Raw genomic sequence first — 25,320 nt, 5'->3', positions numbered from 1 at the left:
TGTTTTTTCTCTTGCGGCAATCAGACTGCCGTTAAAAGCGGCGAATTGTAAAGGCGCCAGATGGTCGGTCAACCAAGCGCCGATTTATGTATTGCCTGGCTGCCCCAAGCAAACTCAAGCCTCGCCCCGAGCCGGGTAACCTTTGTCGATAATGAACTGCAGTGCTGGCAACACTTCACCGAAATGGGGTCGGGCAAAAGGCATGCTTTGAATAGCCGTCATATATAAAGCGCCGTCTGATAGTATCACAAACAATCCAGGCTCGCAGAATAACTCCGGCTCTTCAACTCCAATTGAGGTCATGCCGTTGCTGGTAGATATATATAACCCACATTGACGAGCAGAATCGATGGATAATCCATATCCAACAGTAAGTTTATCAAGCTCCCAATCCCGTTTAGCCGTGGCGGCGCGCGCTTGTGAATCGCAACTAATTGCCACCACCGTCACGCCCAGATTTTTGAAGTCATTGGCCTTACGATTCAGGTCGTTCAACGACAATTTGCATTTAGGGCAGTGTAATCCACGATAAAATGCTATCAGCGTGAAATTTTCCGGTTGTTGTTCGGACAAGGTCCAGGTCGGACCGTCCACCGTTGTGATCGATAATTCTGGAACCGGTTGGCGGGTTTTTAAAGTCATCGTGCTTTTGTCTCAATTTGCAGCGCTCACATTATATCCTCCTTTTGCTTTATGAAGAAGGATTGCATGAAAATCGTGGTTCAGGCCTGATATTCAAGGCGCTGCCGTTATTTTATGCGCCCAAGAATACCATCCAGCTCATCCAGAGAATGATAGTGGATAATAAGCCTGCCTTTCTTCGCGCCATGCCGAATATCCACTTTTGCGCCTAAGCGCGCCGAAAGATCGTCTTGCAAATGGGTAATGTCTGCGTCCGATTGCTGGTTTTTCCTGGTTTTAGTCGTGCCTGCTCCGGTCTTATCTCTGGCCTCATCCCTGGCTCTGGCCCATTTCCTGACCAGTCGTTCGGTTTGCCGAACAGACAGGCCCTGACTACTCACATGATTAGCGATTTCAGGCTGCGCTTGTTCCGGCAACGCCAGTAACGATCGGGCATGGCTCATATCAATTTCGCTGTTTTCGACCATTTTTTGAACCGCGGGGTGCAACGCAAGCAGTCTTAACAAGTTGCTCACCGCCGTGCGCGAGCAGCCTACCGTCTCAGACACCTCCTGATGGGTTAACCCGAATTCTTCGAGCAAACGCTTAAAGCCTCTGGCTTGTTCGATGGCGTTGAGGTCTTCCCGTTGAATATTCTCAATCAGCGCCACGGCCATGGCGGTTTGATCGGTAATTTCCCGTATCACTACGGGAACCGTCGTCAGCCCGGCAAGTTGCGCGCCGCGCCAGCGTCGCTCTCCGGCGATGATTTCGAATTGGCTTGCCACCGGGCCTTTGCCCAATGACCGCACCAACAATGGCTGTATTACGCCCTGGGATTTAATCGATTCCCCTAATTCAGCCAGCGCATTTTTGTCCATGCGCACTCTTGGCTGATACTTTCCGCGTTGTAGTTGTTCGATCGGAATTTCACGATAGCCCGCGGGGCCGGCCCGATCGCTTCTGGTTTCGGGCGGCAGTTGCTCAGCCTGGATTGTGGTTTTCACGTCTCCGAGCAATGCTCCCAGACCTCGGCCCAACCTTGCTTTCTTTTTTACCATTGTTTGTTTGCCCTTAGTTAATGTTCCTGAGCGGCTTGCGGTTAACCGTATTTCGGCGCAACAATTCGCTGGCCAACGCCAGGTATGCCTGGGATCCGGCACATTGTTGATCGTATTCCAAAACCGGCTTTCCATAACTTGGGGCTTCGGCCAAACGCACATTTCTCGGAATCAGGGTTCGAAACAGATTGTCTGGGAAATGCTCTTGTAATTGCTCGGAGACTTCGATAGCCAGGTTATTTCTGCCATCATACATGGTCCTGACTAAGCCGAGAATTTCCAGCTTCGGGTTGAGCCCTTGTTGAACCCGGCGAATGGTTTCCATCAAACTGGTGAGCCCTTCCAAGGCATAGTATTCGCATTGAACCGGGATTAGCACCTCTGTGGCTGCGGTTAGTGCGTTTATAGTGAGGACATTCAGCACCGGTGGGCAGTCTATTAGCATGATATCAAACCCTTCGGAGATGTCGCTCAAGGCCCGGTCCAGGCGCTGGTCGCGGGCTTCAAGCTGGGTCATTTCCACCTGGGCGCCAGCCAAATCAGGGTGGGATGGCAGTATATGGAATTTGTATTCGGTCGGGATAATGGCTTGAGCGATGCTTGTTTCGCCTAGCAGCACTTCATAGACGGTCGCTTCGAGTTCACGCATGGCAATGCCGCTGCCCACCGTGGCGTTACCCTGAGGGTCGGTGTCAATCAATAATACCTTATACCCGGCATGGGCCAATGAAGATGCCAGATTTATAGCGGTGGTGGTTTTGCCGACCCCGCCTTTTTGGTTGGTTATTGCAATTATTCTCGCCAATGTTAAAAATCAATAATGATCAAGTGTCGCTGGGCCTCCAAAAAAGGCACTTCCAGTTTCTCAATCGTTAGTCTGGGTCGCGCTTGTTCAGGCAGTTCGGACAATTCATCTGCCAGGGTTGCAATTTCTTTTGCTGGAAATCGACCTTTAAGCGCCAATAACCGGGTGCCCTTGCTGAGGCTTGCTTGACTGAGTCGAACTAATTCCGGCAAGGATGAAAACGCACGGGCGGTAAGCGTATCAAATTTTCCGTGTGGTTGGTAATTTTCAATCCGGCTTTTTACCAGCGAAACATTTTTCAATGCCAGATTTGAAATGCAGTTTCGCAGAAATTCCACCCTTTTGCCTCGGCTATCAAGCAAGGTAACTTGCCACTGTGGCTTGACGATTGCCAATGGCAGCCCGGGGAAACCGCCGCCGCTGCCAATATCCAGCAGGGTACTGCCGATGACATAACGCTGGATGGCCAGCGAATCCAGAATATGGCGACTAATCATGTCATCCTTTGATTCGATCGCGGTGAGGTTCAGGCGGGCATTCCATTTTGCTAATAATTCAATATGGGTTAACAGGCTCCTTTGCTGATGCGCATTGATGACAATCCCAATCCGCTCACAGCCTTTGATTAGATTTTGTGCGTTAAATCGCGGTTTTGTCATGGTTTCGAATCGTTTTCGGGCAACCGACCGCCAACCGCATTATCATCCGTGAAATTGCGCGACTTCGCCGAAACACTTGGTTTATCAAATCAACCGCTCTGCCGCCGGGTCTTGGACGCGGGCTTTAGATATTCCTAACCGGACACGCAGGGCCCGGCGGCAACCAGCGCCTTGCCCGCTGCGGTGTCTTCGTACTTTCGGAAATTTTCCTCAAACAACCCGGCCAGGGTTTTCGCTTTTTCAGCCCACTCTTTCGGGTTGGCATAGGTCTGCCTCGGATCAAGAATGTCGGTGTCGGCTCCGGCCAGGGTTTCCGGCACCGCTAAACCAAAGTATGGAATAATATTAAATGACGCTTGTTTGATGCTGCCGTTTAATATGGCATCAATAATCGCTCTGGTGTTTTTTAGTGATATTCTTTGGCCGCTGCCGTTCCATCCGGTGTTGACTAAATAAGCCTGTGCCGCAGCAGCCTGCATCTTCTGAATCAGTTGTTCGCCATATATTGTCGGGTGAAGGCTTAAAAATGCTGCGCCAAAACAAGCTGAAAAAGTCGGTACTGGTCGGTCAACACCGCGTTCTGTGCCTGCCAGCTTTGCCGTGAACCCGGATAAAAAATGATATTCTGCTTGTTCTGGCGTCAATTTTGAAACCGCCGGCAACACCCCAAAGGCATCCGCCGACAGGAAGATTACCTTGTTGGCATGGCCGCCTCTGGAAACCGGTTTGACAATATTGTCGATGTGATAAATGGGGTAGGAAACCCGGGTGTTTTGCGTTTTTGAGCGGTCCTCATAGTCGACTGTGCCATCCTCCCTGACACCCACATTTTCCAGTAGCGCGTCTCGCCTGATCGCCCGATAAATATCCGGCTCGGCCTGTTCGTTCAATCCGATGGTCTTGGCATAGCAGCCGCCTTCAAAGTTAAACACGCCTTGATCGTCCCAGCCGTGTTCATCGTCGCCAATCAGCCGCCGTTTCGGATCTGTTGACAGAGTGGTTTTTCCGGTTCCGGACAAACCGAAAAATATTGCTGTTGCACCGTCCTCGGAGACATTCGCTGAGCAGTGCATCGATGCCATGCCGCGCAAGGGCAACAGGTAATTCATCATTGAAAACATGCCCTTTTTCATTTCGCCGCCGTACCAGGTGCCGCCGATGAGCTGCATTTTTTCAGTCAGGTTAAACGCAATAAAGTTTTCTGAATTCATGCCCATGGCTTGCCAGTTTGCATTGGTTGCCTTGGCCGCGTTCATCACAATAAAGTCCGGTTCAAACTCCACCAACTCCTCAGCGCCTGGCCGTATAAACATATTCTTGACAAAGTGTGCTTGCCAGGCCACTTCCATGATGAAACGAACCGATAATCGGCTGCCGGGGTTTGCGCCGCAAAACGCATCCACCACGAATAGCCGTTTGTTCGATAATTGATCAGTAACGATGATTTTAAGGTCGGCCCAGTTTTCCTGGGACAGGGGGTGATTGTCATTCTCCCCTTGATCCGACCACCAAAAGGTGTCGCGCGTGAGATCGTCTCGAACAATATATTTATCGCTGGGCGAGCGCCCTGTAAAAACCCCCGTATCCACCGCTATGGCACCGCTTTCGGTCAGCATGCCACGCTCATGCCCGGTTAAATCCGCCCGGGTTTCCTCCTTGAACAGCAATGCAAACGAGGGGTTGTAAATCAGCTCCGTTGTGTCGCGAATGCCATACTGAGTGAGGTCAATTTGGGTCGTCATGCCTCTATTCTAATCGATTTTCCCGGTTTTTCATAAGCAGCGTATAAAAACTCACCCCCTATGGCACTCGGGTTAATTATGGATGAGGAAGTTGCAGGAGATTGCAAGCCGAGGTTATGATGGGGCAGGACAGTGTTGCAGTCGAGTAGCCAGTCGGCCAGTTTGCGGTTAAAGCTGGCCAGGTCATGGAATAGTTGATCCTCGTGATAATCGACCAACTGCTCTTGGATGGTGCGGTTGAAGCACTCGGCATGGGCGGTCGTTCTGGGCAAGCGGGGATAAGGTCGCCAGTGGGTCATGCCGTGGGCATCGGGGCGTTGCTGGAAGCGTCATATGAACTCCGAGCCGTTGTCTTCGATCCTGAAGCGCGGCGGTTTTGGCAGCCGTTGACACAGCGCGTCAAGGGCGATGGCAGCCTGCTGGCTGGACTGGCTGGCGGCAAAGCCGATAGCAAAGCGGGAGTGAGGGTCAATGAAGGTGAATAGGTATCGGCGCAGGCCATCGCGCAGGCGCACCACGGTATCGCAGGCGAACACTTCAAGCGGTGGATGCTTGAAGCCTTTGGGTTTGCGGGTTTTGGGCTTGCGGTTGAGCGGTTTGTGGCGACCGCGGGCATCCAGTCGAGTGGAGGCGTGGCGCATTTTGTTTGGGTCGCGGGCGATGATGCGGCCGATGGCGGAGACGCTGGGCAGCGCAATGTCTTGCTGCCTACACCAAGGTCGCAGCAAAACCCGCAGTTTGGCTGTGCCGAGGCTGGGAAATTGCTCGCGCAGTTGACCGATTTCCCTAACCAGCATCGGGGCGCGCAGGATTTGGCAGTCAGGGCGGCCGGGTCGTCGCTGGCTTGGCGCACTGTTTCCAGCGATACCGGGTTGTGCGGCTGACATCAAAGGCATCACCGGTCGCGGCTGCGCCATGATCCGCGAAGAAACCGAGGATTTTAAGGCGTTCTTGAGCATTTCTGGAAGTCATCTCCCAAAGCTGCCCTGAACAGGCTATGCGGCAAAGCCTTTGTTCGGTATCCGATATGCTGATGTTGCATGGCTCTCCTTCTGCACCGGAGCGCCAAAGGTATCTGAACTTATACAAGCAGCGTGATTGATTCAGGATTTCCTTATTCTGTGCAGCGGCCGATTATTTTGTTGGAACTTTATTCTGCCGCCGGGTCTCCGCAGCGCCCATCCCGTTAAGACCTCAGGACTATGTTCTCGGCATCATAGGGCGACTCCTCAATAACCGTCGCATCATGCCGCTTCCCCAGAATTTCGATTTCGAGCGTGGTGCCGATGGTCGCCAATTCAGGCTTAACCAATCCCAGGGCCAATGATTTTTCAACTCTGAATCCATAACCCCCTGAGGTTGCTCGACCGACCAGTTCGCCGCCTTTGTAAAGTCCTTCCGAGCCGCGTGCATCGGCATCCGTTATATCGTCAACTTGCAGGGTGACAAACGCATTCTTGGCGCCGCGGTTTTGCCAATCGATCAAGGCTTGCCTGCCGATAAAATCGTTTTCCTTATCAAGGCGGATGAACCGATCAAGGCCCGACTCAAACGCCGAATATTCTATGGACATTTCCCGCGGAATCAAGCGATAGGATTTCTCCAGACGCATGCTGTCCATGGCGCGGATGCCAAACGGCTTAATCTCAAATTCCTCGCCCGCCGCCATCACCGCATCAAAAATATAGTTTTGCATTTCCATCGGATGATGTAGTTCAAACCCGAGTTCGCCGACAAAGTTTACCCGCAGCGCATTCGCGCTTGCAGCACCAACATTGATTGGCTTGCCGGTCAGCCATTTGAATGTTTCATCGGATAAATCCGTATCGGTTAGTTTCTGAAGCAGGGCTCGGGATTTCGGTCCGGCGATGACCAAGACGCCGAATTGGGTGGTTATTTTTTGCAGCTCGACACTTCCGTCCGCCGGTTTGTTTTTAAGTAAATAATCCCAGTCGTGGCGCTCCATAGCGCCGGCTGAGACCACGTAATAATGATTGTTTGCGGTCTTGTAAATCGTGAACTCGGCGCGCACGCCACCATTTCTCGACAGCATATGACACAGTCCTATTCGACCGATGCCCTTGGGTATTCGGTTGCACACCAGAGACTCCAGCCAGACCTCAGCGCATGGCCCGGTCACCCTGAATTTGGAAAACGCCGACATATCAAGCAACCCCACTTTTTCCTGCACCTGTTTACATTCCTGCCCCACATAAGAGAAATAATTTGACCGGCGAAACGAATATCGTTCTACAATACGGCCGTCTTCCAGCGGCGGCGAGGTGTTTTTGTTGAGCAGCACGTCACCGCTGCCGACCTCGTCCGCGGGCAGCTCATAGTCCAAGGGCGCGAACCAGTTCGGTCGCTCCCACCCGTAAATGTGCCCGAAGACCGCGCCCAGCGCTTTCATGCGGTCATAGCAGGGCGCGGTTTTCAGCGGCGTGGCGGCGGCGCGCTCTTCGTCGGGGAAATGGTTGGTGAACACGTTGCGGTACGCCTCCTCGTTTTTTTCCCGCAGATAGCCGCGCGCAGCGTAAGGCCCGAAGCGGCGCGGGTCCACCCCCATCATATCCACCGTCGGCTCGCCATCCACAATCCATTCGGCTAACTGCCAGCCTGCTCCGCCGGCCGCCGTTATGCCAAAGCTGTGGCCTTCGTTTAGCCAGAAATTCCTGAGCCCCCAGGCCGGCCCGACGATAGGGTTGCCGTCCGGAGTATAGGCAATGGCGCCGTTATAGGCCTGCTTCACCCCGACTTCTGCAAATGCCGGGACCCGACTAATGCAGGCCTCAATATGCGGCATAAGCCGATCCAGGTCTTCCTGAAACAATTCATTCTCGCAGTCTGGTGCGGGACCATCCACATAGCAGCAGGGCGCGCCGCATTCATAAATTCCCAGTAACAGGCCACCGGCTTCTTCGCGCAGATAGTAACCGGCATCTGATTCGCGCAACACGCCTTGCTCGGGTAGCCCGTGCGCCTTTCTGGCCAAAATGTCTGGATGGGCTTCAGTAACGATATATTGGTGCTGCACCGGCATGACCGGAATATCGAGACCCACCATCTGCCCGGTTTTTCTGGCGAAGTTGCCGGTGCAAGCGATGACATGCTCGCAGGATATGTCGCCTTTCTCTGTTTTGACTCGCCACCCGTCACCCCGTTTTTCAATGCCGGTCACGCTGGTATGGCGATAGATTTCAGCACCTCGGTTGCGCGCGCCTTTGGCAAGCGCTGTGGTTAAATCATTGGGTTGGATATAGCCATCTTCGGGGTGTTGAATTGCCCCTGCCAGCCCCTCAGTATTGCACATTGGCCAAATCTCCTTGACCTGTTTCGGAGTTAAAAATTTTGTTTCCACGCCGACCGTTTTTCCGACTCCAGCATAATATTTATACTCGTCCATGCGATCTTCAGTACACGCCAGGCGGATATTGCTGACCTGTGAAAAGCCTACGGCCAAACCCGTTTCTTGTTCCAGTTCCTGATAAAATTTTACCGAATATTGGTGCAGCTTGCCGACCGAGTAGCTCATATTGAACAAGGGCAACAAGCCGGCGGCATGCCAGGTTGATCCCGAGGTCAACTCTTTTCTTTCAAGCAAGACCGAATCGGTCCAGCCTTTTCTCGCCAGATGGTACAGCGTGCTGACGCCAACCACGCCACCGCCGATGACCACCGCTTTTGCCTGGGTTTTCATGTTTTCTGCCTCAAGTGTATTTGTTCATTGACTTTCGGGATAGTTTATCGTTTGCTTGCAATTTATGCGACAAGGTCTTAATGCGACATCGATTTACATGATTGCGCGACATTCCAATTTTACCGGTTTTTCAACTGCCATTGAGCCGATGTCGTCTTGCTCTAATTTTTTAGGGAAAAAGTCCAGATATCTGTGGATAAAAAGTGTCATTAAGATTAAACTAACCCTGTCGGACAATACAACCCATTTATGGTTTTAACGATAAAAACGTTATATTATTCTTTAAAAACAATAACATAGATCGGTTCTCTGATTACGCCAAGGAGAATATCAGTTCCCCTGGGGTGTAACCGGGCGTAACCAAAAACTTCAATGCGAGTGAACAAACTTTGAGCAATCCTTGTATGTGGGATACCTGTCTTCAAAAATTGCGGACTGAGCTTTCATCCGACGATATTAATACCTGGATTATGCCGCTGCATCCGAATTTTAGTGGCAACATGCTCAACCTGCTTGCACCAAACCGTTACGTGCTTAACTACGTAAAGCAAAATTTGTTCAGCCAAATCGAGACCACTATCTTGGCGATGGATATCGGTATCGACGCGGTGCGGTTTGAAATTGGAAGCTATCATCAGGAACATGCCGATGCCCTCTGCGGTCGGTCTTCTACTACAAGCGGCCTCTCCTTGTCTCAGGAAAATGAACTAGGTGCATCGTTGCCCTATTCCGGCGGCGTGCTTAACACGGACTATACTTTTGCTGCTCATGTCGAAGGCAAGTCTAATCAGCTGGCCCGAGCCGCCGCTTTACAGGTCGGGAAAAGCCCGGGCAAGGCGTTCAACCCGCTGTTTATCTATGGTGGGGTCGGACTAGGCAAAACCCACTTAATGCAGGCTGCCGGGCAATTAATGCTGGACGGCGGCACCGGCGCAAAGGTCATTTATATTCATTCAGAGCTTTTCGTCAACGATATGGTCAAGGCGCTTAAAAACAACACCATGAACGAATTTAAGCGGTATTACCGCTCTCTGGACGCGCTATTAATTGACGATATTCAGTTTTTTGCCAAGAAAACCCAGTCCCAGGAAGAGTTCTTTCATACTTTTAATTCTCTTCTTGAAGGACAACGGCAAATCATTATCACCAGCGACCGAATCCCAAAAGCCATCAATCATGTCGAAGAACGTCTTATATCCAGATTTGGCAGCGGCTTGACGGTATCTATAGACCCGCCTGAACTTGAAACCCGGGTCGCCATACTCGAAAAGAAAGCACTGGAACGGGGTGCCGATCTGCCTAATAACGTTGCATTTTTCGTGGCCAACACAGTGCATTCCAATGTTAGAGAACTGGAAGGAGCGTTGCACAGAATTTTAGCCAACTCAAGTTTTACCGAACGCCCCATTGATATGGATTTAGCGCGGGAAGCACTTAGAGACATACTGCTTTATCAGGAAACACAAATCAGCATAGAAAATATTCAGCAGACTGTCGCCGCGTATTACAAAATCAGGGTCGCTGATCTACTCTCAAAAAACCGTGCCAGGGCCGTTGCCAGGCCGCGCCAGATTGCTATGTCCTTTGCCAAACAGTTCACTAATATGAGTTTGCCGCAAATTGGAGATCGCTTTGGCGGCCGAGATCACACGACAGTATTGCATGCCTGCAGAAAAATAGAAGAGTTGGTTCAATCCGATTCAAGAATGAAAGAAGACCAAAAAAACTTACGCCGATTGTTCGATGGTTAGCACTACCCGTCTGGCAAAGCAAGTGCCTTGGTCGTGTCGCGCGCTTGAGTCGGCCCGCCGCACATCAGTTCCTGCTGTGTACAATGCTGTGAAGTTTTACTTGATAACCGCACATAGCTTGTGGGCAGATTTGTGGAAAAGAGTTACCCACAATCTGTTATTTCATTTTACAATACTTTTCTATGGACATACCCACAGCAAACAATCACTAGAGTAACCATAAAACAACCGATTATTCGAGTTTTCCACAAGTCCACATGCTTTACTATTACTATTACTAAATACCTAAATATGAATATAAAAATAGCCAGAGATAATCTTCTACCTGCATTAAATTTAGTCAGTAGTGTTGTCGAAAAACGGCAAACCCTCCCAATATTAGCCAACCTTTATTTTAATCTTGCTAATGGTAAATTAAACTTGGTGGGAACAGACCTGGAAGTGGAGATTTCAGAAAGCATAGCCGATGTTACTGGTGATAACGGTGCATTTACGGTATCTTCGCGCAAAATACTTGATATAACGCGCATGTTGCCGGAAAATGCGCTTATCTCCCTAAAACATGAATCAGAAAAGGTGATAGTTTCATCTGGTCGCAGCCGGTACACACTAAAAACACTGGAGGCCGGTGATTTTCCGAGAATTGAAGATAATGTTTGGGAAGAACGCTTTACAATCAGTCAGTTATCTCTTAAAACCTTGCTCGCAAAGACCGCTTTCGCCATGGCGGTCCAGGATGTCCGCTATTATTTAAATGGGATATTACTCGAACTGACTCAAAATTGTCTTCGTGCTATTGCGACGGATGGACACCGGTTAGCACAATCGGATGTGGATATCTCGCTGGATACCAAAGAAGGCAGACAATTAATAGTGCCACGAAAAGCCATCATTGAAATTAATCGTTTTCTGGAGGCGGCCGATGATCAAGCAATCACGGTTGAAATAAACAAGAACCACCTTAAGCTTACTAAAGGAGAAACCACCCTCATCACAAAACTGATCGATGGTAAATTCCCTGAATTTAAGGATGTGCTGGAAACCGAACTCAATATTATGATAACTGTAAACAGAGCTGAGTTTATTGAAACCACGAACCGAGCCGCCGTGTTGACAACCGAGCGATTTCAGGGCGTAAAAATTGTGCTGGAGCCAGGGGTTATGCGTATTACTGCGAATAATTCAGAACAGGAGGAAGCCGTTGAAGAATTGGAGATTGACTACGCGGGCGAAAAAATAGAAACTGGCTATAATGCCAGCTATTTGGTTGATGCAACCAGGGTGATCAGCACTGAAAATGTTGAACTTCATCTACAAGGAGCCAATGGACTCTGCATCATTAAACAACCTGAAGACAGTCGATCAACCTGGCTGGTGATGCCCATGCGGATTTAAACCCGCGGTATAAAAAGAGGAATTATATCTGCAACTTCGCAAACATGAATAAATCGGCCTTGTTGTCGTTTAATATGATGGCTATGCGAGATGATTTTGATGTTTGCGAAAGATACGGGATTCGGCCGGCATTCCTGCGTAAGCAAGAATCCAGTAAAACACACCCGATAGAACTGGATTGCCGTGCCGGTATTGTGATCGCACTGAAACTCCAGCGATATAGCCTCTGTGAAGTTAAGTATATAATTCCCTTAAAAAGCGCCGACTCCTGCGCCCTGATGCTATCCGGGTACGCCGATCCCCAAGAGTGCCTTTACGTGTACAGCCAGTGCTTAAGACCCTGTGTTCAAAAGCATTGTATTCAAAGACCACACAGCGTTAATCAGCACTTCTAAATTGTTTCACGTGAAACAATCGCATAGCAACGCGAACAGACCGCCAAAACTAAAACAATAGCCGCGGTCGACGTTTCACGTGAAACAACGTGAGCGCTCGAACCGGAGTGCCGGTTCAAGAGTCTCAGCCGACCAAACCAATAAAAATGCCAATAGTCACGCAGAGACAAGAAATCGGCACTGAACACACCGCAGCCATTCGTCTCTGGCGATTTTCGAGCGTTGCGGCGTTTTTTACGGCCACTAAAATCCCAAGCCGCAACGCGCACACCACTTGTTTGCAAGAAAATCAGAAGGCGCACAGCGCGGTCAGCAGTGCTGTTTTAATACGGCTGGCAACAGCAAGATGGCGCCGGTGTGCAGGCTGATTTTATAACCCACAACTCTTTGATAAATAAAGAAAAAATAGATAAGACAATCGTCAACAAGCAACCCCTTTCAACCCAAAATAGGTTACAATGGCCAATCTTGTTTCAGGCAATAAGTGCAATGACGAATGAATACGATTCGAGTAACATAAAAGTTCTAAAAGGGTTGGATGCAGTGCGGAAACGGCCAGGCATGTTCATCGGCGATACCGATGATGGCACTGGCCTTCACCACATGGTCTTTGAGGTTGTGGACAACGCTGTCGACGAGGCGCTGGCCGGGTATTGCAACAAAATCAAGGTTACCATCCACAGCGATGAGTCGATTACAGTCAGTGACGACGGCCGCGGGATTCCGACCGGGATTTTAGCGGACGAGGGTGGCAAGAGCGCGGCTGAAGTTATCATGACGGTGCTTCATGCTGGCGGTAAATTTGATCAAGATTCCTATAAGGTGTCTGGCGGGCTTCATGGCGTTGGGGTGTCTGTCGTCAACGCGCTTTCGGAAAAACTCATCATGGAAATCCATCGCGATGGAAAAATCCATGTTCAGGAATACGCCCATGGCAAGGCTCTGGCACCCCTTAAAATCGTTGGCAAAACAGCGCGCTCAGGCACCATCATTACGTTCAGGGCAAGTCCCAAAACATTCAGCCACGTGCGCTACCACTATGAGATTCTGTCCAAGCGACTTCGGGAGCTTTCGTTTTTAAACTCTGGAATACGAATCAAGCTCTATGATGAACGCACTGAAGCCGGCGATATATTTGAATACAAAGGCGGAATCGCTGCTTTTGTAAGCCATTTGAACTTAAAGAAAACCCCCCTTCATGCCACCGTGTTCACAACCTCAACCGAAAAAGCAGGGGTGCAAATAGAATTAGCGATGCAGTGGAATGATTCGTACCAAGAAAACACCTATTGTTATACCAATAATATACCACAGCGGGATGGCGGCACGCATTTAGCCGGATTGCGCGGCGCGATGACACGAACGTTGAATGGTTATGTGAACGGGCTCGGCCTGGCGAAAAAGGAAAAAGTTAATTTAAGCGGCGATGATTGCCGGGAGGGATTAACCGCAATTTTGTCCATTAAGGTGGTGGATCCAAAATTTTCATCGCAAACAAAAGAGAAACTGGTTTCATCAGAAGTGAAAGGGGCGGTCGAATCAGCGGTCAATGAAGCACTCGGCAACTTTCTGATGGAAAACCCGGCGGAAGCAAAAACAATTGCTAATCGAATCGTTGATTCCGCTCGGGCGCGGGAGGCCGCGAGAAAAGCGCGGGATATCACCCGCCGCAAAAATGCGCTGGATTTCGGTGGTTTGCCGGGTAAATTGGCGGATTGTCAGGAAAAGGACCCGGCATTATGTGAAATTTATTTAGTGGAAGGGGATTCCGCCGGGGGCAGCGCAAAGCAGGCCAGGGACCGGAAGTTCCAAGCAATCCTTCCACTTAAAGGCAAAATTCTGAACGTGGAAAAAGCGCGGTTTGACAAAATGGTCTCCTCAGAGGAAGTGACCACATTGATTACCGCGCTTGGCACCGGCATTGGCAAAGATGATTTTGAAGTCAGCAAATTGCGCTACCACAGGATCATCGTCATGACCGATGCCGATGTCGATGGTTCACACATTCGGACGCTGTTGCTGACCTTCTTCTTTCGGCAAATGCGCGAATTGATCGAGCGCGGGCATATTTATATCGCTCAACCGCCTCTGTACAAAGTGGCGATGAAAAAGAAAGAAACCTATATCAAGGATGATGCGGCAATGGCGAATTTTTTGCTGGGGATTGCCATGGAAAAAGCGCAAATCAAACTGGAAAACAACAAAATTCTAAAAGATGCGGAATTGAAATCTTTGGTTATGGATCACAATTTGACCAACCAAACCACCCAACGCCTATCGAAAAGATTCAATCAGGAAGTGCTCAATACGCTGCTTGCCATAGAGCCGGTATTGGAAGAAGACTTGTGCAATACACAAAGCGCGAACAGAATTGCCGAGGTATTGGCGCAGGCTTTAAATGAGATGTCCACGGATATTGTCGTTTATAAGGTCACGGCAGATATAAAAACGGCGGCGCTCACGGTTCGGCGTTATCAATACGGGTTAAGCGAAGAATATATTTTAAACGATAGCTTTTTTCGAAGCGCCGAGTATCGAAGCCTGATCGCCTACGCCGCAAAACTAAAGGAAATAGAGGTCCCGGGGGATGGCCCCAGGAAGGGCCAGGGGAGAAAAATCATCGTGCTTTGGGGCGACACAAATACCGAGGTGGCAACCTTTGCCGAAGCGGTGGATTGGATTATGTCCAAAGCCAGGCAAGGGTTTACCATCCAGCGATATAAAGGGCTCGGGGAAATGAACCCGGAACAGCTTTGGGAGACGACAATGGATCCGACGGTCAGAAGGTTGCTACAGGTCACCATAGAAGACGGCATTGGCGCAGACGAGACCTTTACCACGCTAATGGGCGACCAGGTGGAACCGCGCCGGGAGTTTATAGAAGAGAATGCGTTTGCGGTTTCAAATCTCGATGTTTAATATCCGGATTAGACAAAATGACGCAGCGGTTCGGTGAAAACGCGCTCGACCATCGGTTTAAAGAAGGTCATCGGCTTTGATTTGAAATCCGGGTCAAAACAGTTCTGATCATAGTTTTCACAAAAATCTATCGTGTCCTGGTACCAACGGTGATCCTTGTATCGGTCTCGGGCATGACGATCCCGATCGAAATAGTGGGCGTAGTAATACAGTTGAAACAGCCCGTGGTGTCCAACAATCCAATATATCCGGTCGGAAACATACGGCCGTAAAATGGCTGCGGCCATTTCGCTATGGCAAACAGGCGCAAAGGTGTCGCCGATATCATGCAGCAAGGCCGCGACCACCATTTGTTCCGATTCTCCGGCCTGATAGGCATGAGTGGCGGATTGCAATGAATGTTCCAAACGGCTGACCCGGTAGCCAGAAAATGAATGTTCCAACGCTTCAAGCGCGCTTATCAAACGCTCAGGCAGGCCGTTAACAAAAAGTTTTTCCTGTTCAGCCAGGAAGGCATATTCCTGTGCCGTTCCATCCGCCATATGTGCAAATGCGACTGTTTTCATAATGCTGAATATTTGAAATGTTATAATTTCCAATGATAATTCCCTTTCGCCGGGCGAGGCAAGCGATAAAATGTGGAAATTGGAGCAACTGCTCAACCAGCTAAAATCATTCTCAAGCGAGGCATGTCGTCGATTCAATCAGGATTGCTGTTTTAGTACCGCGGCATCGCTGTCTTTCACAACGCTATTGGCGCTGGTGCCGCTGGTTACGGTCATTTTTTCCATGCTCTCCCTGTTTCCGGTATTTGGAGAATGGTCGAGTGATATTGAGGCGTTTTTATTCGAAAATTTTGTGCCCGCAGCAAGTGAAACAGTCAAGGGCTACATACTGGAATTCTCGGATAAGGCCGCCAAACTAACCGCGGTCGGGCTGGTGTTTTTGCTCCTGAGCAGTTTGTTGCTGTTAGCAACCATTGAGGATGCCTTTAATGAGATCTGGAAAATCCGAAAAGGACGCGACTGGTTCCTGCGCTTAATGGTTTATTGGTCAGTATTAACGCTCGGCCCTTTGTTGCTTGCGATTAGCCTTTCTATGAGCTCGGCACTGCTTTCAATGTCGGTATTTTCAGAGCAGCCCGTGGTCGTCGGTTTTACCCAACTGCTGTTGAAGTATTTGCCCATACTATTCGAACTGTGTGCATTTATGTTGTTTTACCAAGCCATACCCAACCTGGAAATCCGGGTGCGCGACTCTTTTATGGGCGGTATTGTCGCCACGGTTTTATTTGAAGCCTTGAAGCTGGGGTTTGGAATTTACCTCCTGAACTTCAACTCATACCAGCGTGTTTATGGTGCTTTGGCAACCATTCCTATCTTTTTTCTATGGATCTACCTGTGTTGGTTAGTGCTCTTAGTGGGCGCCTTGGTTGCCGCCATACTCCGGGAAAAACGCAGTCCGGATCCATTCGGTTCATAGACGGCACGCTTACCGCCGCTAACTCACTCAAACCGTTTGATTTTGTCTCATAGGTATTGAGTCGGGACAAACATGTATAAACTCAGATATCTTTGGCGCTCCGATGCAGAAGGAGAGCCATGCAACATCAGCATATCGGATACCGAACAAAGACTTTGCCGCATAGCTTGTTTAGGGCGGCCTTGGGAGATGACTTCCAAACATGCTCAAGAACGCCTCAAAATCCTCGGTTTCTTCGCGGATCATGGCGCAGCAGCGACCAGTGATGCCTTCAATGTCAGTCGCAGAACGCTTTATCGCTGGAAACAGTGCGCCAAGCCGGCGGCGACCCGGCAGCCCTGACTGCCAAATCCTGCACCTCCAGGCCCCGGCGACAGCCACACCACCGATGCTGGTGCGGCAAATCCGCCAACTGCGAGAGCAATTCCCCAACCTCGGTAAAGACAAACTGCGGGTCTTGCTGCGACCCTGGTGTAGGCAGCAAGACATCGCACAGCCCAGCGTCTCCGCCATCGACCGCATCATCGCCCGCGACCCAAACAAAATGCGCCATGCCCCCACTCGACTGGATGCCCGCGGCCGCCACAGACCGCTCAACCGCAAACGCAAAACCCGCAAGCCCAAAGGCTTCAAGCATCAGCTGCTTGAAGTGTTCGCCTGCGATACCGTGGTGCGCCTGCGCGATGGCCTGCGCGATGGGCTGCGCCGCTGCCTGTTCACCTTCATCGACCCTCACTCCCGCTTTGCCATCGACATCAAAGCCGCCCAGTCCAACCAGCAGGCTGCCATCGCCCTTGACGCGCTGTGTCAACGGCTGCCATAACCGCCGCACTTCAGAATCGAAGACAACGGCTCGGAGTTCAGGGGACGCTGCCAGCAACGCCTTGACCTGCACGGCATGACCCACTGGCGGACTTATCCCAAATCGCCCACCATTTCGACGGGAGCGAAATGGCGCGTAGTCCGCGAAGCGGATTCGCATCAGGGATGATACGAACAAAATGAACGTCTGCGCCGAGTGCTTCAACCGCCCCATCCAAGAGCAGTTCGTCGATTATCACGAGGATCAACTATTCCATGACCTGCCCGGCTTTAACCGCAAACTGGCCGACTGGATGGTCGACTGCAACACCGTCCTGCTCCATCATAGCCTCTCGGCTTGCAATCTCCTGCAACTTCCTCATCCACAATCAACCAGAGCGCCAAAGGTGGTGGACTTATACAAAACATTGTTTTAGGCGTATCAATCCATTACTATCAGCGCGGGAGTCGGCCAGACAGTTGCTTCGTCCTTATCGGGGCGGGGAGGAAAGTCCGGGCTCCATTGGGCTAAGGTGCCAGATAATTCCTGGGCGGTGCGAACCGACGGCAAGTGCCACAGAAAACATACCGCCTGACCCTCATTCAGTTGAGTGGTTCGGTAAGGGTGAAATGGTGCGGTAAGAGCGCACCGCGCTATTGGTAACAATAGTGGCTGGGTAAACCCCACCTGGAGCAAGACCGAATAGAGATCCGTTGGCGTAGCCCACGCCAGATCCGGGTAGGTTGCTAGAGGCATTCGGCGACGAATGTCCCAGATGAATAACTGTTCTCGACAGAACCCGGCTTATCGGCCGACTCCCGCTTACCGTTATGTTAACGTTGTCGGCATCCTTGTTTTTTAGGGTGGTGGTCTCTAAATTCTAACGCAACACCTATAGTATGAATACAACAATATCAAGCGAGGCGTTGAAGAATGAAGGTTTATCATCGTCTAAGCTTGGTGGAGCGAGAAGCCATCGGCGCATTGTATCATTGTGGCGCGGGCGTCCGTGAAATTGCCCGGCAACTTTATCGCAGTCCATCAACCATCAGTCGTGAACTCAACCGCAGCAAGAGCGGATTTTATTACTTGGCGGTCACCGCGGACAACAAGGCTCGGCGGCGATGTTATCGTCGTTCGGGCAAGTTGTCCAAAGACAAGGGTTTGCGTTGGGTCGTCATCAACGGACTTCGCAAGCAGTGGTCGCCGGCGCAAATCAGCGCCAAGCTCAAGCTGGATTATCCTGGGGATGAACGCATGCGCGTGTGCGCCGAAACCATCTACACGTATTTGTATGCGTTGCCTCGGGGGGTCTGCGTCAATCCCTGTTGCGTTGTTTGCGGCAGCATCGAAAGGCGCGGCGGCCCCGCAGCCGGGGCCTTGACCGGCGGGGTCGGATTCCAGAGATGATCAGTATTGAGGAGCGGCCGGCGCAAGTGGCTGAACGCACTGTGCCCGGGCATTGGGAAGGCGACTTAATCCAGGGCGCTCACAATCAATCCGCGCTTGGCACGCTGGTTGAGCGCACCACCCGGACGGTGTTGCTGGCGCGCTTGAAGGGACAGGACGCCGAAACGGTGCGCAAGGCGTTTGCGCGCAAACTGCGAACGATACCGAAACAGATGAAACTGACCCTGACCTACGATCAGGGCAAAGAGATGGCGGCGCATCGCTTGTTCACCAAAGAGACCAACATGCAGGTCTATTTTGCCCATCCGCGCAGCCCATGGGAACGCGGCGCCAATGAGAATGCCAACGGCTTGATCAGGCAGTGTTTTCCGAAAGGCACGGACTTTAATCAAGTCAGCGCTTATGCAGTGCGCAAGGCTCAAGATCGATTAAATGGACGACCGCGTAACGTGTTAGACTGGAAAACGCCTTTTGAGGTTTTTAATGAACTGTTGCAATAGAAACTAGAGACCACCGGTCATAAGAAATTAAGACGTTAAATTGGCTGTTCATGAGCGGTTTGAGTATGACATGATAGAGACGATTACAGCGGTGATTAAAACGAAATCCAGTTTCTTTGAGAGAGCAATAAAACATAGGTTGGTGAATCCCTTTTGACTTGCGTAATCACCATTTGGCGTAAGCCCAAAAGGACGCGATGCCGTTACTATGAGTCGGCTCATTGACAAATTCATTGCGCCCATGTTCAACCCGAAAACGCTTCGCATAGCCGACATCAACCAGGCCAGGATAACCGCGCCGGCCATCGGCATGAAGCGCGCTATCCAGATCAACCTTGCCGCGGATAATCGCTTGGAGCGTGGACTTTCGTGCCTTCGGCACAATTTCGTGTCGCTCCGGCCATTGCGTTTGAACACACCAAACACGATGGTTTTGCTGCCAGCGGCTGGTCTGCGTTTGCCACGAACAGGCTGGCATCCAAAATACGACTCATCCACCTCTATACAACCTGCTAGATTGGCATTATTCAACAAAAATCCGTTGAAATTAAAGTTTGAATGAAACTCCACGCATTCATGGACCAAACCTGGGACGAGATGCCTGTTGTGGTCACACAACACCCCCCGCATTTTTACCTAAGCCGATTGTTAAATTCGGTTGTTAAATGTAACCCAATGTTAAAAACCATTCAGTTTACTGTAAGCGGTTGTGTGCAGGCGGTCGGATTTCGTTGCTCCATTCAGAATAAAGCACGGGCCCTTGGCATAACCGGATGGGTCAGAAATCGTGCGGACGGTGATATTGAAGGGGTTGCCCAAGGCGACGACGGCAATCTCGATGGGTTCGGGAAATGGTTATGGATCGGACCAAAATATGCCATTGTTACAAATGTGGACAGTAGCGTTATTCGGCGAGAACTGATAAACAGCTTCCAGATAACTCAATAATAATTGCGTTCGGCCCACTCATTTGTGGTTCCAATTGACTCTAAAGCAAACAACGCTGCACCGCTTTGCGCCATCCGTCGAGACACTGTTCTCTGGTTTTCGTATCCATGCTGTGCTCAAAGCTCTGTTCCTGTTGCCATTTTTTGGCGATATCCTCTATGGATTCGAATAAACCAATTTGTAGTCCCGCTAAATAAGACGCTCCCAGAGCGGTGGTTTCCGTAATCGTCGGTTTGCAGATACGGGATTGGGTGATGTCGGACAAAAATTGCAGCAACCAGTTATTCGCCGTCATGCCGCCATCCACGCGGATTTCGGCGAGGCTTAAGCCGCTATCTTCCAACATGGCAGCGATCAGGTCATGGGTTTGATAACACACCGATTCGATGGCGGCGCGCACAAGATCTGAGGCGCTGGTGTCTCTGGTTAATCCGCTAATGATCCCGCGCGCATCGGTATCCCAATGGGGCGCGCCTAAACCGGTGAATGCAGGCACCATGTAAACGCCGATATGACGGCCACGGTTGGTTTCGGAATGTTTCAAATGCCGGTCGATTTCATTGGCGCCTTCGATTAGGCCGATACCATCTCGCAACCACTGAATGGCTGTCCCGGCATTGAATATGGCGCCTTCAAGGGCATATGTTGTCTGATCGTTTAAACGATATCCAATGGTGGTGAGCAGTTTGTTGCTTGAGCGGATCGGTTGGCGGCCGGTGTTCATAATCATAAAGCAACCGGTTCCATAGGTGCTTTTCAGCATTCCAGGCTTGAAACAGGCTTGGCCAATTAACGCGGCTTGCTGATCGCCGGCCACGCCCGCTATGGCTAATTCGGCACCGAGCACGGTCTTATGTGTCGTTCCGAAATCGTCTGAACAGTTTTTGACTTCGGGCAGCAATGCCTCAGGCACATTGAATAACTTGAGTAAGCCGGCATCCCAATTTCCAGAATGGATATTGAACAATAATGTTCGGCTGGCGTTGGTGGCATCGGTAAAATGGCGTTTGCCGTTGGTCAGTCGCCAGATTAGATAGGTATCCACGGTCCCAAAAGCAAGCTGCCCAGTCTCCGCTTTTTGCCGGGCGCCGGCGACGTTATCCAAAATCCAACTGATTTTAGTCGCCGAGAAATAAGGATCGAGCAACAACCCGGTTTTGGCAGTCACCTCGCTTTCAATGCCCGACAGCTTTAGCTTTTCACACGCCGCCGCGGTCCTTCGATCTTGCCAGACTATGGCGTTGTATATCGGTTTCCCGCTTTGTCGATCCCAGATGAGGGTGGTTTCTCGTTGGTTTGTTATACCAACCCCTGCGATGTTTCCCTGTGTGGACGCGCTTGCTATGGCCTGCTTACAGGCCTCGAGAGTAGTGCGCCAGATTTCTTCCGGATCATGCTCAACCCACCCATCGTCAGGATAATATTGCTTAAACGCTTGCTGGGTGAACGAGACAACTTCATTTTTTGGGTTAAACACCATTGCGCGGGAGCTGCTGGTGCCTTGGTCTATACTGAGAATTAACGGTGAATATGGCATGGTCGGATTTGAGGGATTGGCATACGCGGGTGCATTTGATTAGAGAATGAACGTGATGAACACCTCCCGACTCAAAAAATCATTCTGGCAATCATCCTGATAACGGACAAGTTAAAATCACTTTATCCATCAATTCCCGATTGATGGGGCGCTAAGTGGTTACCGCCACCAGGGCATCAGCAAATTGTTCTAACTGGTTGTTATCTTTTATTCCGGCGATGTTGATTCGTCCGCCCGCTACCGCGTAAACCGCATAATCGTTCCGAAGTCTGTCAACTTGTTTGTCGTCCAGGACCAGCAGTGAAAACATGCCACGATGGTCGGCGATAAAATCCCATCGATCCGAACTGGATTTTTCTCTCAACAAGCCGCTTAATTTTTTCCTGCTCGACAGCATACGCTCGCGCATACCCGTGAGTTCGTCTTCCCAGGATTGACGCAACGCGGTATCGGCCATGATTTGGGCGACAATGGCAGCGCCGTGATCGGGGGGCATGGAATATGAGCTGCGTGCAGCACTGAGTATGTGGCCGCGGGCGAGGTCTGATGCTTCAGGGGTGCTGCCAAGCAATAGCGCACAACCGACCCGGTCTCGATAAAGCCCGAAGTTTTTAGAGCAGGAACTGGCGACAACCATAGACTCAACAGTTGAAGCCAAGGCGCTTATGCCATAAGCGTCATCTTCCAGGGAATTCCCAAATCCCTGGTAGGCGAAATCCACATAAGGAAAAAATCCATTTTTTGCGCTGAGTTGGGCAAGTTCATCCCAATCCTGCGGCCCAAGTTCCGCACCTGAAGGGTTATGACAACAACCGTGCAATACCACGATGTCGTTTTGACCAAGAGTGGATAACTTGCCCATCAATGCATCAAGATTAACGGTTTTAGTTTCTCGATTAAGGTATGGGTAGGCTTGCACGTTAAATCCGCTCTGGCGAAATATAGGATAGTGGTTGCCCCAGGTCGGATCACTTAGCCAAACAGTTTTATCGCTCGCTATTCGAAATAACATGTCGGACAACATTCTAAGCGCGCCACATCCGCCCGGGGTCTGAACCGCCCGCACCCGATCCGGTGCGCAGGATTGCCCGAAAACCAGATCCGCGATCTGGTCATTGAACACCTCATCACCGGCGAGACCGACATAAGCTTTCGTGGTTTGTGTTTCATGCAGTCTTTGCTCGGCTATTGTGACCGCTTCCATGACCGGGGTTTGACCGTTGGAATCCCTGAAAACGCCGACTCCGACATCTATTTTTTCAGGTCTGGGGTCGTCTCGATACATGCTGATTAGTTTGATGATCGGGTCTTGAGGGGTGGCTTCAAATTTTTCAAACATGGGCTTTGTTATCCAATTTTTCTTATTCGTAAATTGTTGTAAGCAATCCACGATTATTTGTCAACCGCACAAAATGTAACGGGTTGGTACGATGTTCGTAACATCATCGCGTCGATGCGTTGAGATTGATGTTATGAGAGAACCGGGTGCGGATATTGAGGCCGGGCTGCGACTATCTTGTACGCAAGGCGATATGTGAAAACCATGCGACAGACCGCGTATCCGTTTCGTCTGAATCGCAAAATACCGCGATATGTGTCAGACGAGGCTGCTCACCATCTTTCCAGATTTTGCTATAGACCTCCCGCAGATCCAGCCTTTCCTCGAACCAGCGACCAATCAATTGCGGGTCTCCGCCATTGGCGGTGTAATGATGAAAATCACCGATGATTTTGTATTGGCCGGCACGAAATTCCTTGTTGCCCCAGATGATTTCAAAGGCTCGACGCTCTCCCTTGGCGGTTTCGAGCGTCACAAACAGCCGCGCCGGATGATCGTCGCCCTCGTGCAATTTTTCGCTGACCGTGCTGGTGATGGGCACCTCGACCAACCATTTCCAGGTCAGGATCGGGTACTGAGCCAAATCGATATCCAGGTCCCGACCCAACATCGATGCGCTGTCGTCGGTCTCGAAACGCATCGCCGGGACACCTTGATAGACGCCAAACGAATACTTCATCGGCGCTCGCGTAAAAAATTCGTTTTTTACCCAACCATTGGGTAGCGGGTGCAACGGCTTGGCGACGGAGAAATCCATCACCATCAGCGTATCTTCACCGCTGCCAACCAACGGTTCCGGCTTCTCCGCGGTGCAGCCAAACAACATGCCCAGCACCAAGCTTCCGAGAATCGACGATAGTCTATTCATTTGGACGGACAAAACATAAATACATGCTATCTGGTAGACTCCTGTCAGTCAAGCGACACAGTTGACAGCGACAATGCGACGCTGGCAGGAGTGAAAATTAAATGCCAAACCAATACAATTGAACAGACCGCTGTAAAATACTAATGAACCCCATCATGAACTCAGGCACAACCGTTAAGTCAGTCATTCAGGCAAAAATGCGCCGGTTTGCGCCGACTCACCTGGAGGTGGTGAATGAAAGTTTTATGCACAGCGTTCCGGAGGGCACCGAATCCCATTTTAATATCACCCTCGTCTCCGAACAATTTGCGGGCAAAACGCTGGTCGCCCGCCATCGCATGGTTAATCAAGTGCTTGCCGAGGAATTGGCAGGAACAATCCATGCGCTTGCATTGCATACCCTGACCCCGGACGAGTGGTTCGAGAACGGTGGACAAACCCCGGACTCCCCGCCTTGCCTCGGCGGTTCGAAAAGTTAAAAAAGTTTTTGAATGATTAACTCTTGATTATTAAAGCGAAATAAACTAATGGCGTGGTGGGGAAAAGTTGTAGGCGGCACATTTGGATTTCTTATTGGCGGGCCGATAGGCGCGATGTTGGGGGCGTCATTAGGCCACAGAATAGACCAGGGCCTTAGTCAAAGCGATCAACGCCAACGTTATTTCCCCGGCGATCAGGAGCGCACTCAGGCGGCTTTTTTCACCGCGACCTTTTTGGTCATGGGGCATATTGCCAAAGCGGATGGGAAGGTTTCAGCGAATGAGATATCGCTGGCCAACCAATTGATGAATCACATGCAGTTGGGCAAGGCTCAGAAAAAGGCGGCCATCGAATTATTCGATCGCGGCAAGGCCGCGGAATTCGATTTAGCCGGCGTTTTGATGCAATTTCGTCAGGAATGTCATCGCCGATCAACTTTGTTGCGCATGTTTCTCGAAATCCAGGTGCAAGTGGCTTTCGCGGATGGCCGATTAGATCCGAAGGAAAATATCATCTTAAGCGAGATTGCCCAAGCCCTCGGGTTCAGGCACTCGGACTTGCAGATGATTATAGAAATGATGCGCGGCGGCAGTGCTGCCCAAGCCTCCAATAAGGGCTTTGTCTCAGACCCCTACAAAACGCTCGGTGTCACCGCGGACACGCCTTATCACGAAATTAAAAACGCCTATCGCCGATTACTCAGCCAGCATCATCCTGATAAATTGGTATCCAAAGGGTTGCCGGAAGAGATGGTGAAACTGGCCAACGAAAAAACCCATGAAATTCGCATGGCATGGCAACGAGTCCAGGAGATTCATAAAGGAGATTCATAAAGGCAAATAACGGCTTCCATAAGTGCGTTGTTGAGCAGTGAACTTCAACGAGACCTGGAAATCGTTTGCTTATTTT

General features: G+C 50.5%; 24 protein-coding genes, 1 other RNA gene and 1 pseudogene. 13 read left to right on the top strand and 13 right to left on the bottom strand.

Annotated elements, in window-relative coordinates:
* Nucleotides 1-114 precede the first annotated feature (114 nt).
* The 6 genes from ACPXXB_RS00460 to ACPXXB_RS00435 form a co-directional block, all read right to left on the bottom strand.
* Nucleotides 115-642 carry a peroxiredoxin-like family protein gene (locus tag ACPXXB_RS00460; protein ID WP_423908236.1) on the bottom strand — a complete coding sequence of 176 codons (528 nt, stop codon included), beginning with the start codon at nt 640-642 and terminating at the stop codon, nt 115-117.
* Nucleotides 643-749: 107 nt separating this feature from the next.
* Nucleotides 750-1,682, bottom strand: a complete 933-nt coding sequence (locus ACPXXB_RS00455) for a ParB/RepB/Spo0J family partition protein (RefSeq protein ID WP_423908234.1) — start codon at nt 1,680-1,682, stop codon at nt 750-752.
* A 13-nt stretch (nt 1,683-1,695) separates the two neighbouring features.
* On the bottom strand, nt 1,696-2,487 hold the full coding sequence (locus ACPXXB_RS00450; RefSeq protein WP_423908233.1) for a ParA family protein: 792 nt from the start codon (nt 2,485-2,487) through the stop codon (nt 1,696-1,698).
* Between the two features lie 2 nt (nt 2,488-2,489).
* Entirely contained in the window at nt 2,490-3,146 is a 657-nt protein-coding gene (gene rsmG / locus ACPXXB_RS00445; RefSeq protein ID WP_423908231.1) for a 16S rRNA (guanine(527)-N(7))-methyltransferase RsmG, read from the bottom strand.
* A gap of 134 nt (nt 3,147-3,280) precedes the next feature.
* The gene (pckA, locus tag ACPXXB_RS00440; protein ID WP_423908230.1) at nt 3,281-4,888 is read right to left on the bottom strand and encodes a phosphoenolpyruvate carboxykinase (ATP); all 1,608 of its coding nucleotides are present in this window, start codon (nt 4,886-4,888) and stop codon (nt 3,281-3,283) included.
* Nucleotides 4,885-5,187: an integrase core domain-containing protein gene (locus tag ACPXXB_RS00435; RefSeq protein ID WP_423908229.1), complete on the bottom strand. Its 303-nt coding sequence runs from the start codon at nt 5,185-5,187 to the stop codon at nt 4,885-4,887. Before ACPXXB_RS00435 ends, pckA begins: the two co-directional genes overlap by 4 nt.
* Between ACPXXB_RS00435 and ACPXXB_RS00430 the strand changes: the two genes are divergently transcribed.
* Together ACPXXB_RS00430 and ACPXXB_RS00425 are read left to right on the top strand one after the other, a co-directional pair.
* Complete coding sequence (locus ACPXXB_RS00430; RefSeq protein WP_423908227.1) at nt 5,179-5,373, top strand: hypothetical protein; 195 nt, start codon at nt 5,179-5,181, stop codon at nt 5,371-5,373. The two genes, ACPXXB_RS00435 and ACPXXB_RS00430, sit on opposite strands and share 9 nt — an antisense overlap.
* A gap of 63 nt (nt 5,374-5,436) precedes the next feature.
* The gene (locus tag ACPXXB_RS00425; protein WP_423908225.1) at nt 5,437-5,772 is read left to right on the top strand and encodes a hypothetical protein; all 336 of its coding nucleotides are present in this window, start codon (nt 5,437-5,439) and stop codon (nt 5,770-5,772) included.
* A 302-nt stretch (nt 5,773-6,074) separates the two neighbouring features.
* On the opposite strand, the gene ACPXXB_RS00420 is transcribed toward ACPXXB_RS00425, so the two are convergent.
* Nucleotides 6,075-8,585: a GcvT family protein gene (locus tag ACPXXB_RS00420; protein WP_423908223.1), complete on the bottom strand. Its 2,511-nt coding sequence runs from the start codon at nt 8,583-8,585 to the stop codon at nt 6,075-6,077.
* Between the two features lie 404 nt (nt 8,586-8,989).
* Here ACPXXB_RS00420 and dnaA point away from each other — a divergent pair, with 404 nt between their 5' ends.
* From dnaA to gyrB, 3 genes are all read left to right on the top strand, one after another.
* Nucleotides 8,990-10,336 carry a chromosomal replication initiator protein DnaA gene (dnaA, locus tag ACPXXB_RS00415; protein WP_423908221.1) on the top strand — a complete coding sequence of 449 codons (1,347 nt, stop codon included), beginning with the start codon at nt 8,990-8,992 and terminating at the stop codon, nt 10,334-10,336.
* 291 nt (nt 10,337-10,627) lie between these two features.
* Entirely contained in the window at nt 10,628-11,731 is a 1,104-nt protein-coding gene (gene dnaN / locus ACPXXB_RS00410; protein WP_423908220.1) for a DNA polymerase III subunit beta, read from the top strand.
* 884 nt (nt 11,732-12,615) lie between these two features.
* Nucleotides 12,616-15,045 (top strand): DNA topoisomerase (ATP-hydrolyzing) subunit B, encoded by a 2,430-nt coding sequence (gene gyrB, locus ACPXXB_RS00405; RefSeq protein ID WP_423908218.1) that lies wholly within the window; start codon nt 12,616-12,618, stop codon nt 15,043-15,045.
* An 8-nt stretch (nt 15,046-15,053) separates the two neighbouring features.
* Here the strand turns inward: gyrB and ACPXXB_RS00400 are convergent, their stop codons facing one another.
* Nucleotides 15,054-15,611, bottom strand: a complete 558-nt coding sequence (locus ACPXXB_RS00400) for an HD domain-containing protein (RefSeq protein WP_423908217.1) — start codon at nt 15,609-15,611, stop codon at nt 15,054-15,056.
* Between the two features lie 70 nt (nt 15,612-15,681).
* Here ACPXXB_RS00400 and ACPXXB_RS00395 point away from each other — a divergent pair, with 70 nt between their 5' ends.
* Together ACPXXB_RS00395 and ACPXXB_RS00390 are read left to right on the top strand one after the other, a co-directional pair.
* Nucleotides 15,682-16,527 (top strand): YihY family inner membrane protein, encoded by an 846-nt coding sequence (locus tag ACPXXB_RS00395; RefSeq protein ID WP_423908215.1) that lies wholly within the window; start codon nt 15,682-15,684, stop codon nt 16,525-16,527.
* Nucleotides 16,528-16,599: 72 nt separating this feature from the next.
* Entirely contained in the window at nt 16,600-16,869 is a 270-nt protein-coding gene (locus ACPXXB_RS00390) for a helix-turn-helix domain-containing protein (protein ID WP_423908213.1), read from the top strand.
* Here ACPXXB_RS00390 and ACPXXB_RS00385 read toward each other — a convergent pair.
* Entirely contained in the window at nt 16,805-17,527 is a 723-nt protein-coding gene (locus ACPXXB_RS00385; RefSeq protein WP_423908211.1) for a hypothetical protein, read from the bottom strand. The two genes, ACPXXB_RS00390 and ACPXXB_RS00385, sit on opposite strands and share 65 nt — an antisense overlap.
* 1 nt (nt 17,528) lies before the next feature.
* Here ACPXXB_RS00385 and ACPXXB_RS00380 point away from each other — a divergent pair, with 1 nt between their 5' ends.
* From ACPXXB_RS00380 to ACPXXB_RS00370, 3 genes and pseudogenes are all read left to right on the top strand, one after another.
* Entirely contained in the window at nt 17,529-17,765 is a 237-nt protein-coding gene (locus ACPXXB_RS00380) for a hypothetical protein (RefSeq protein WP_423908209.1), read from the top strand.
* A 27-nt stretch (nt 17,766-17,792) separates the two neighbouring features.
* An RNA gene (gene rnpB / locus ACPXXB_RS00375) (RNase P RNA component class A) lies at nt 17,793-18,152 on the top strand.
* Between the two features lie 110 nt (nt 18,153-18,262).
* A pseudogene (locus ACPXXB_RS00370) lies at nt 18,263-19,239 on the top strand (IS30 family transposase).
* Between the two features lie 166 nt (nt 19,240-19,405).
* Here the strand turns inward: ACPXXB_RS00370 and ACPXXB_RS00365 are convergent.
* Nucleotides 19,406-19,717, bottom strand: a complete 312-nt coding sequence (locus ACPXXB_RS00365; RefSeq protein WP_423908207.1) for a transposase — start codon at nt 19,715-19,717, stop codon at nt 19,406-19,408.
* A gap of 197 nt (nt 19,718-19,914) precedes the next feature.
* Between ACPXXB_RS00365 and ACPXXB_RS00360 the strand changes: the two genes are divergently transcribed.
* Nucleotides 19,915-20,187 carry an acylphosphatase gene (locus ACPXXB_RS00360; RefSeq protein WP_423908205.1) on the top strand — a complete coding sequence of 91 codons (273 nt, stop codon included), beginning with the start codon at nt 19,915-19,917 and terminating at the stop codon, nt 20,185-20,187.
* Nucleotides 20,188-20,227: 40 nt separating this feature from the next.
* Here ACPXXB_RS00360 and glpK read toward each other — a convergent pair whose 3' ends face one another.
* The 3 genes from glpK to ACPXXB_RS00345 all read right to left on the bottom strand — a co-directional run bounded on the left by glpK (nt 20,228) and on the right by ACPXXB_RS00345 (nt 23,931).
* On the bottom strand, nt 20,228-21,724 hold the full coding sequence (gene glpK, locus ACPXXB_RS00355; RefSeq protein WP_423908204.1) for a glycerol kinase GlpK: 1,497 nt from the start codon (nt 21,722-21,724) through the stop codon (nt 20,228-20,230).
* A gap of 151 nt (nt 21,725-21,875) precedes the next feature.
* Nucleotides 21,876-23,063, bottom strand: a complete 1,188-nt coding sequence (locus tag ACPXXB_RS00350) for an aromatic amino acid transaminase (protein WP_423908202.1) — start codon at nt 23,061-23,063, stop codon at nt 21,876-21,878.
* A 172-nt stretch (nt 23,064-23,235) separates the two neighbouring features.
* Nucleotides 23,236-23,931, bottom strand: coding sequence for a DUF3047 domain-containing protein (locus ACPXXB_RS00345; RefSeq protein ID WP_423908200.1), 696 nt, complete (start codon nt 23,929-23,931; stop codon nt 23,236-23,238).
* A 143-nt stretch (nt 23,932-24,074) separates the two neighbouring features.
* Between ACPXXB_RS00345 and ACPXXB_RS00340 the strand changes: the two genes are divergently transcribed.
* A complete protein-coding gene (locus ACPXXB_RS00340; RefSeq protein ID WP_423908198.1) occupies nt 24,075-24,410 on the top strand; it encodes a BolA family protein in 336 nt (111 codons plus the stop codon).
* 48 nt (nt 24,411-24,458) lie between these two features.
* The gene (gene djlA, locus ACPXXB_RS00335; protein WP_423908196.1) at nt 24,459-25,244 is read left to right on the top strand and encodes a co-chaperone DjlA; all 786 of its coding nucleotides are present in this window, start codon (nt 24,459-24,461) and stop codon (nt 25,242-25,244) included.
* The last annotated feature ends 76 nt before the right edge of the window (nt 25,245-25,320 follow it).

It is taken from the genome of Candidatus Spongiihabitans sp. (genome assembly GCF_965237845.1).
Classification (GTDB): Bacteria; Pseudomonadota; Gammaproteobacteria; order Arenicellales; family Poriferihabitantaceae; genus Spongiihabitans.
The sequence above is the reverse complement of the archived record's forward strand: the minus strand, read 5'-3'. Positions and strand labels throughout refer to the sequence as shown.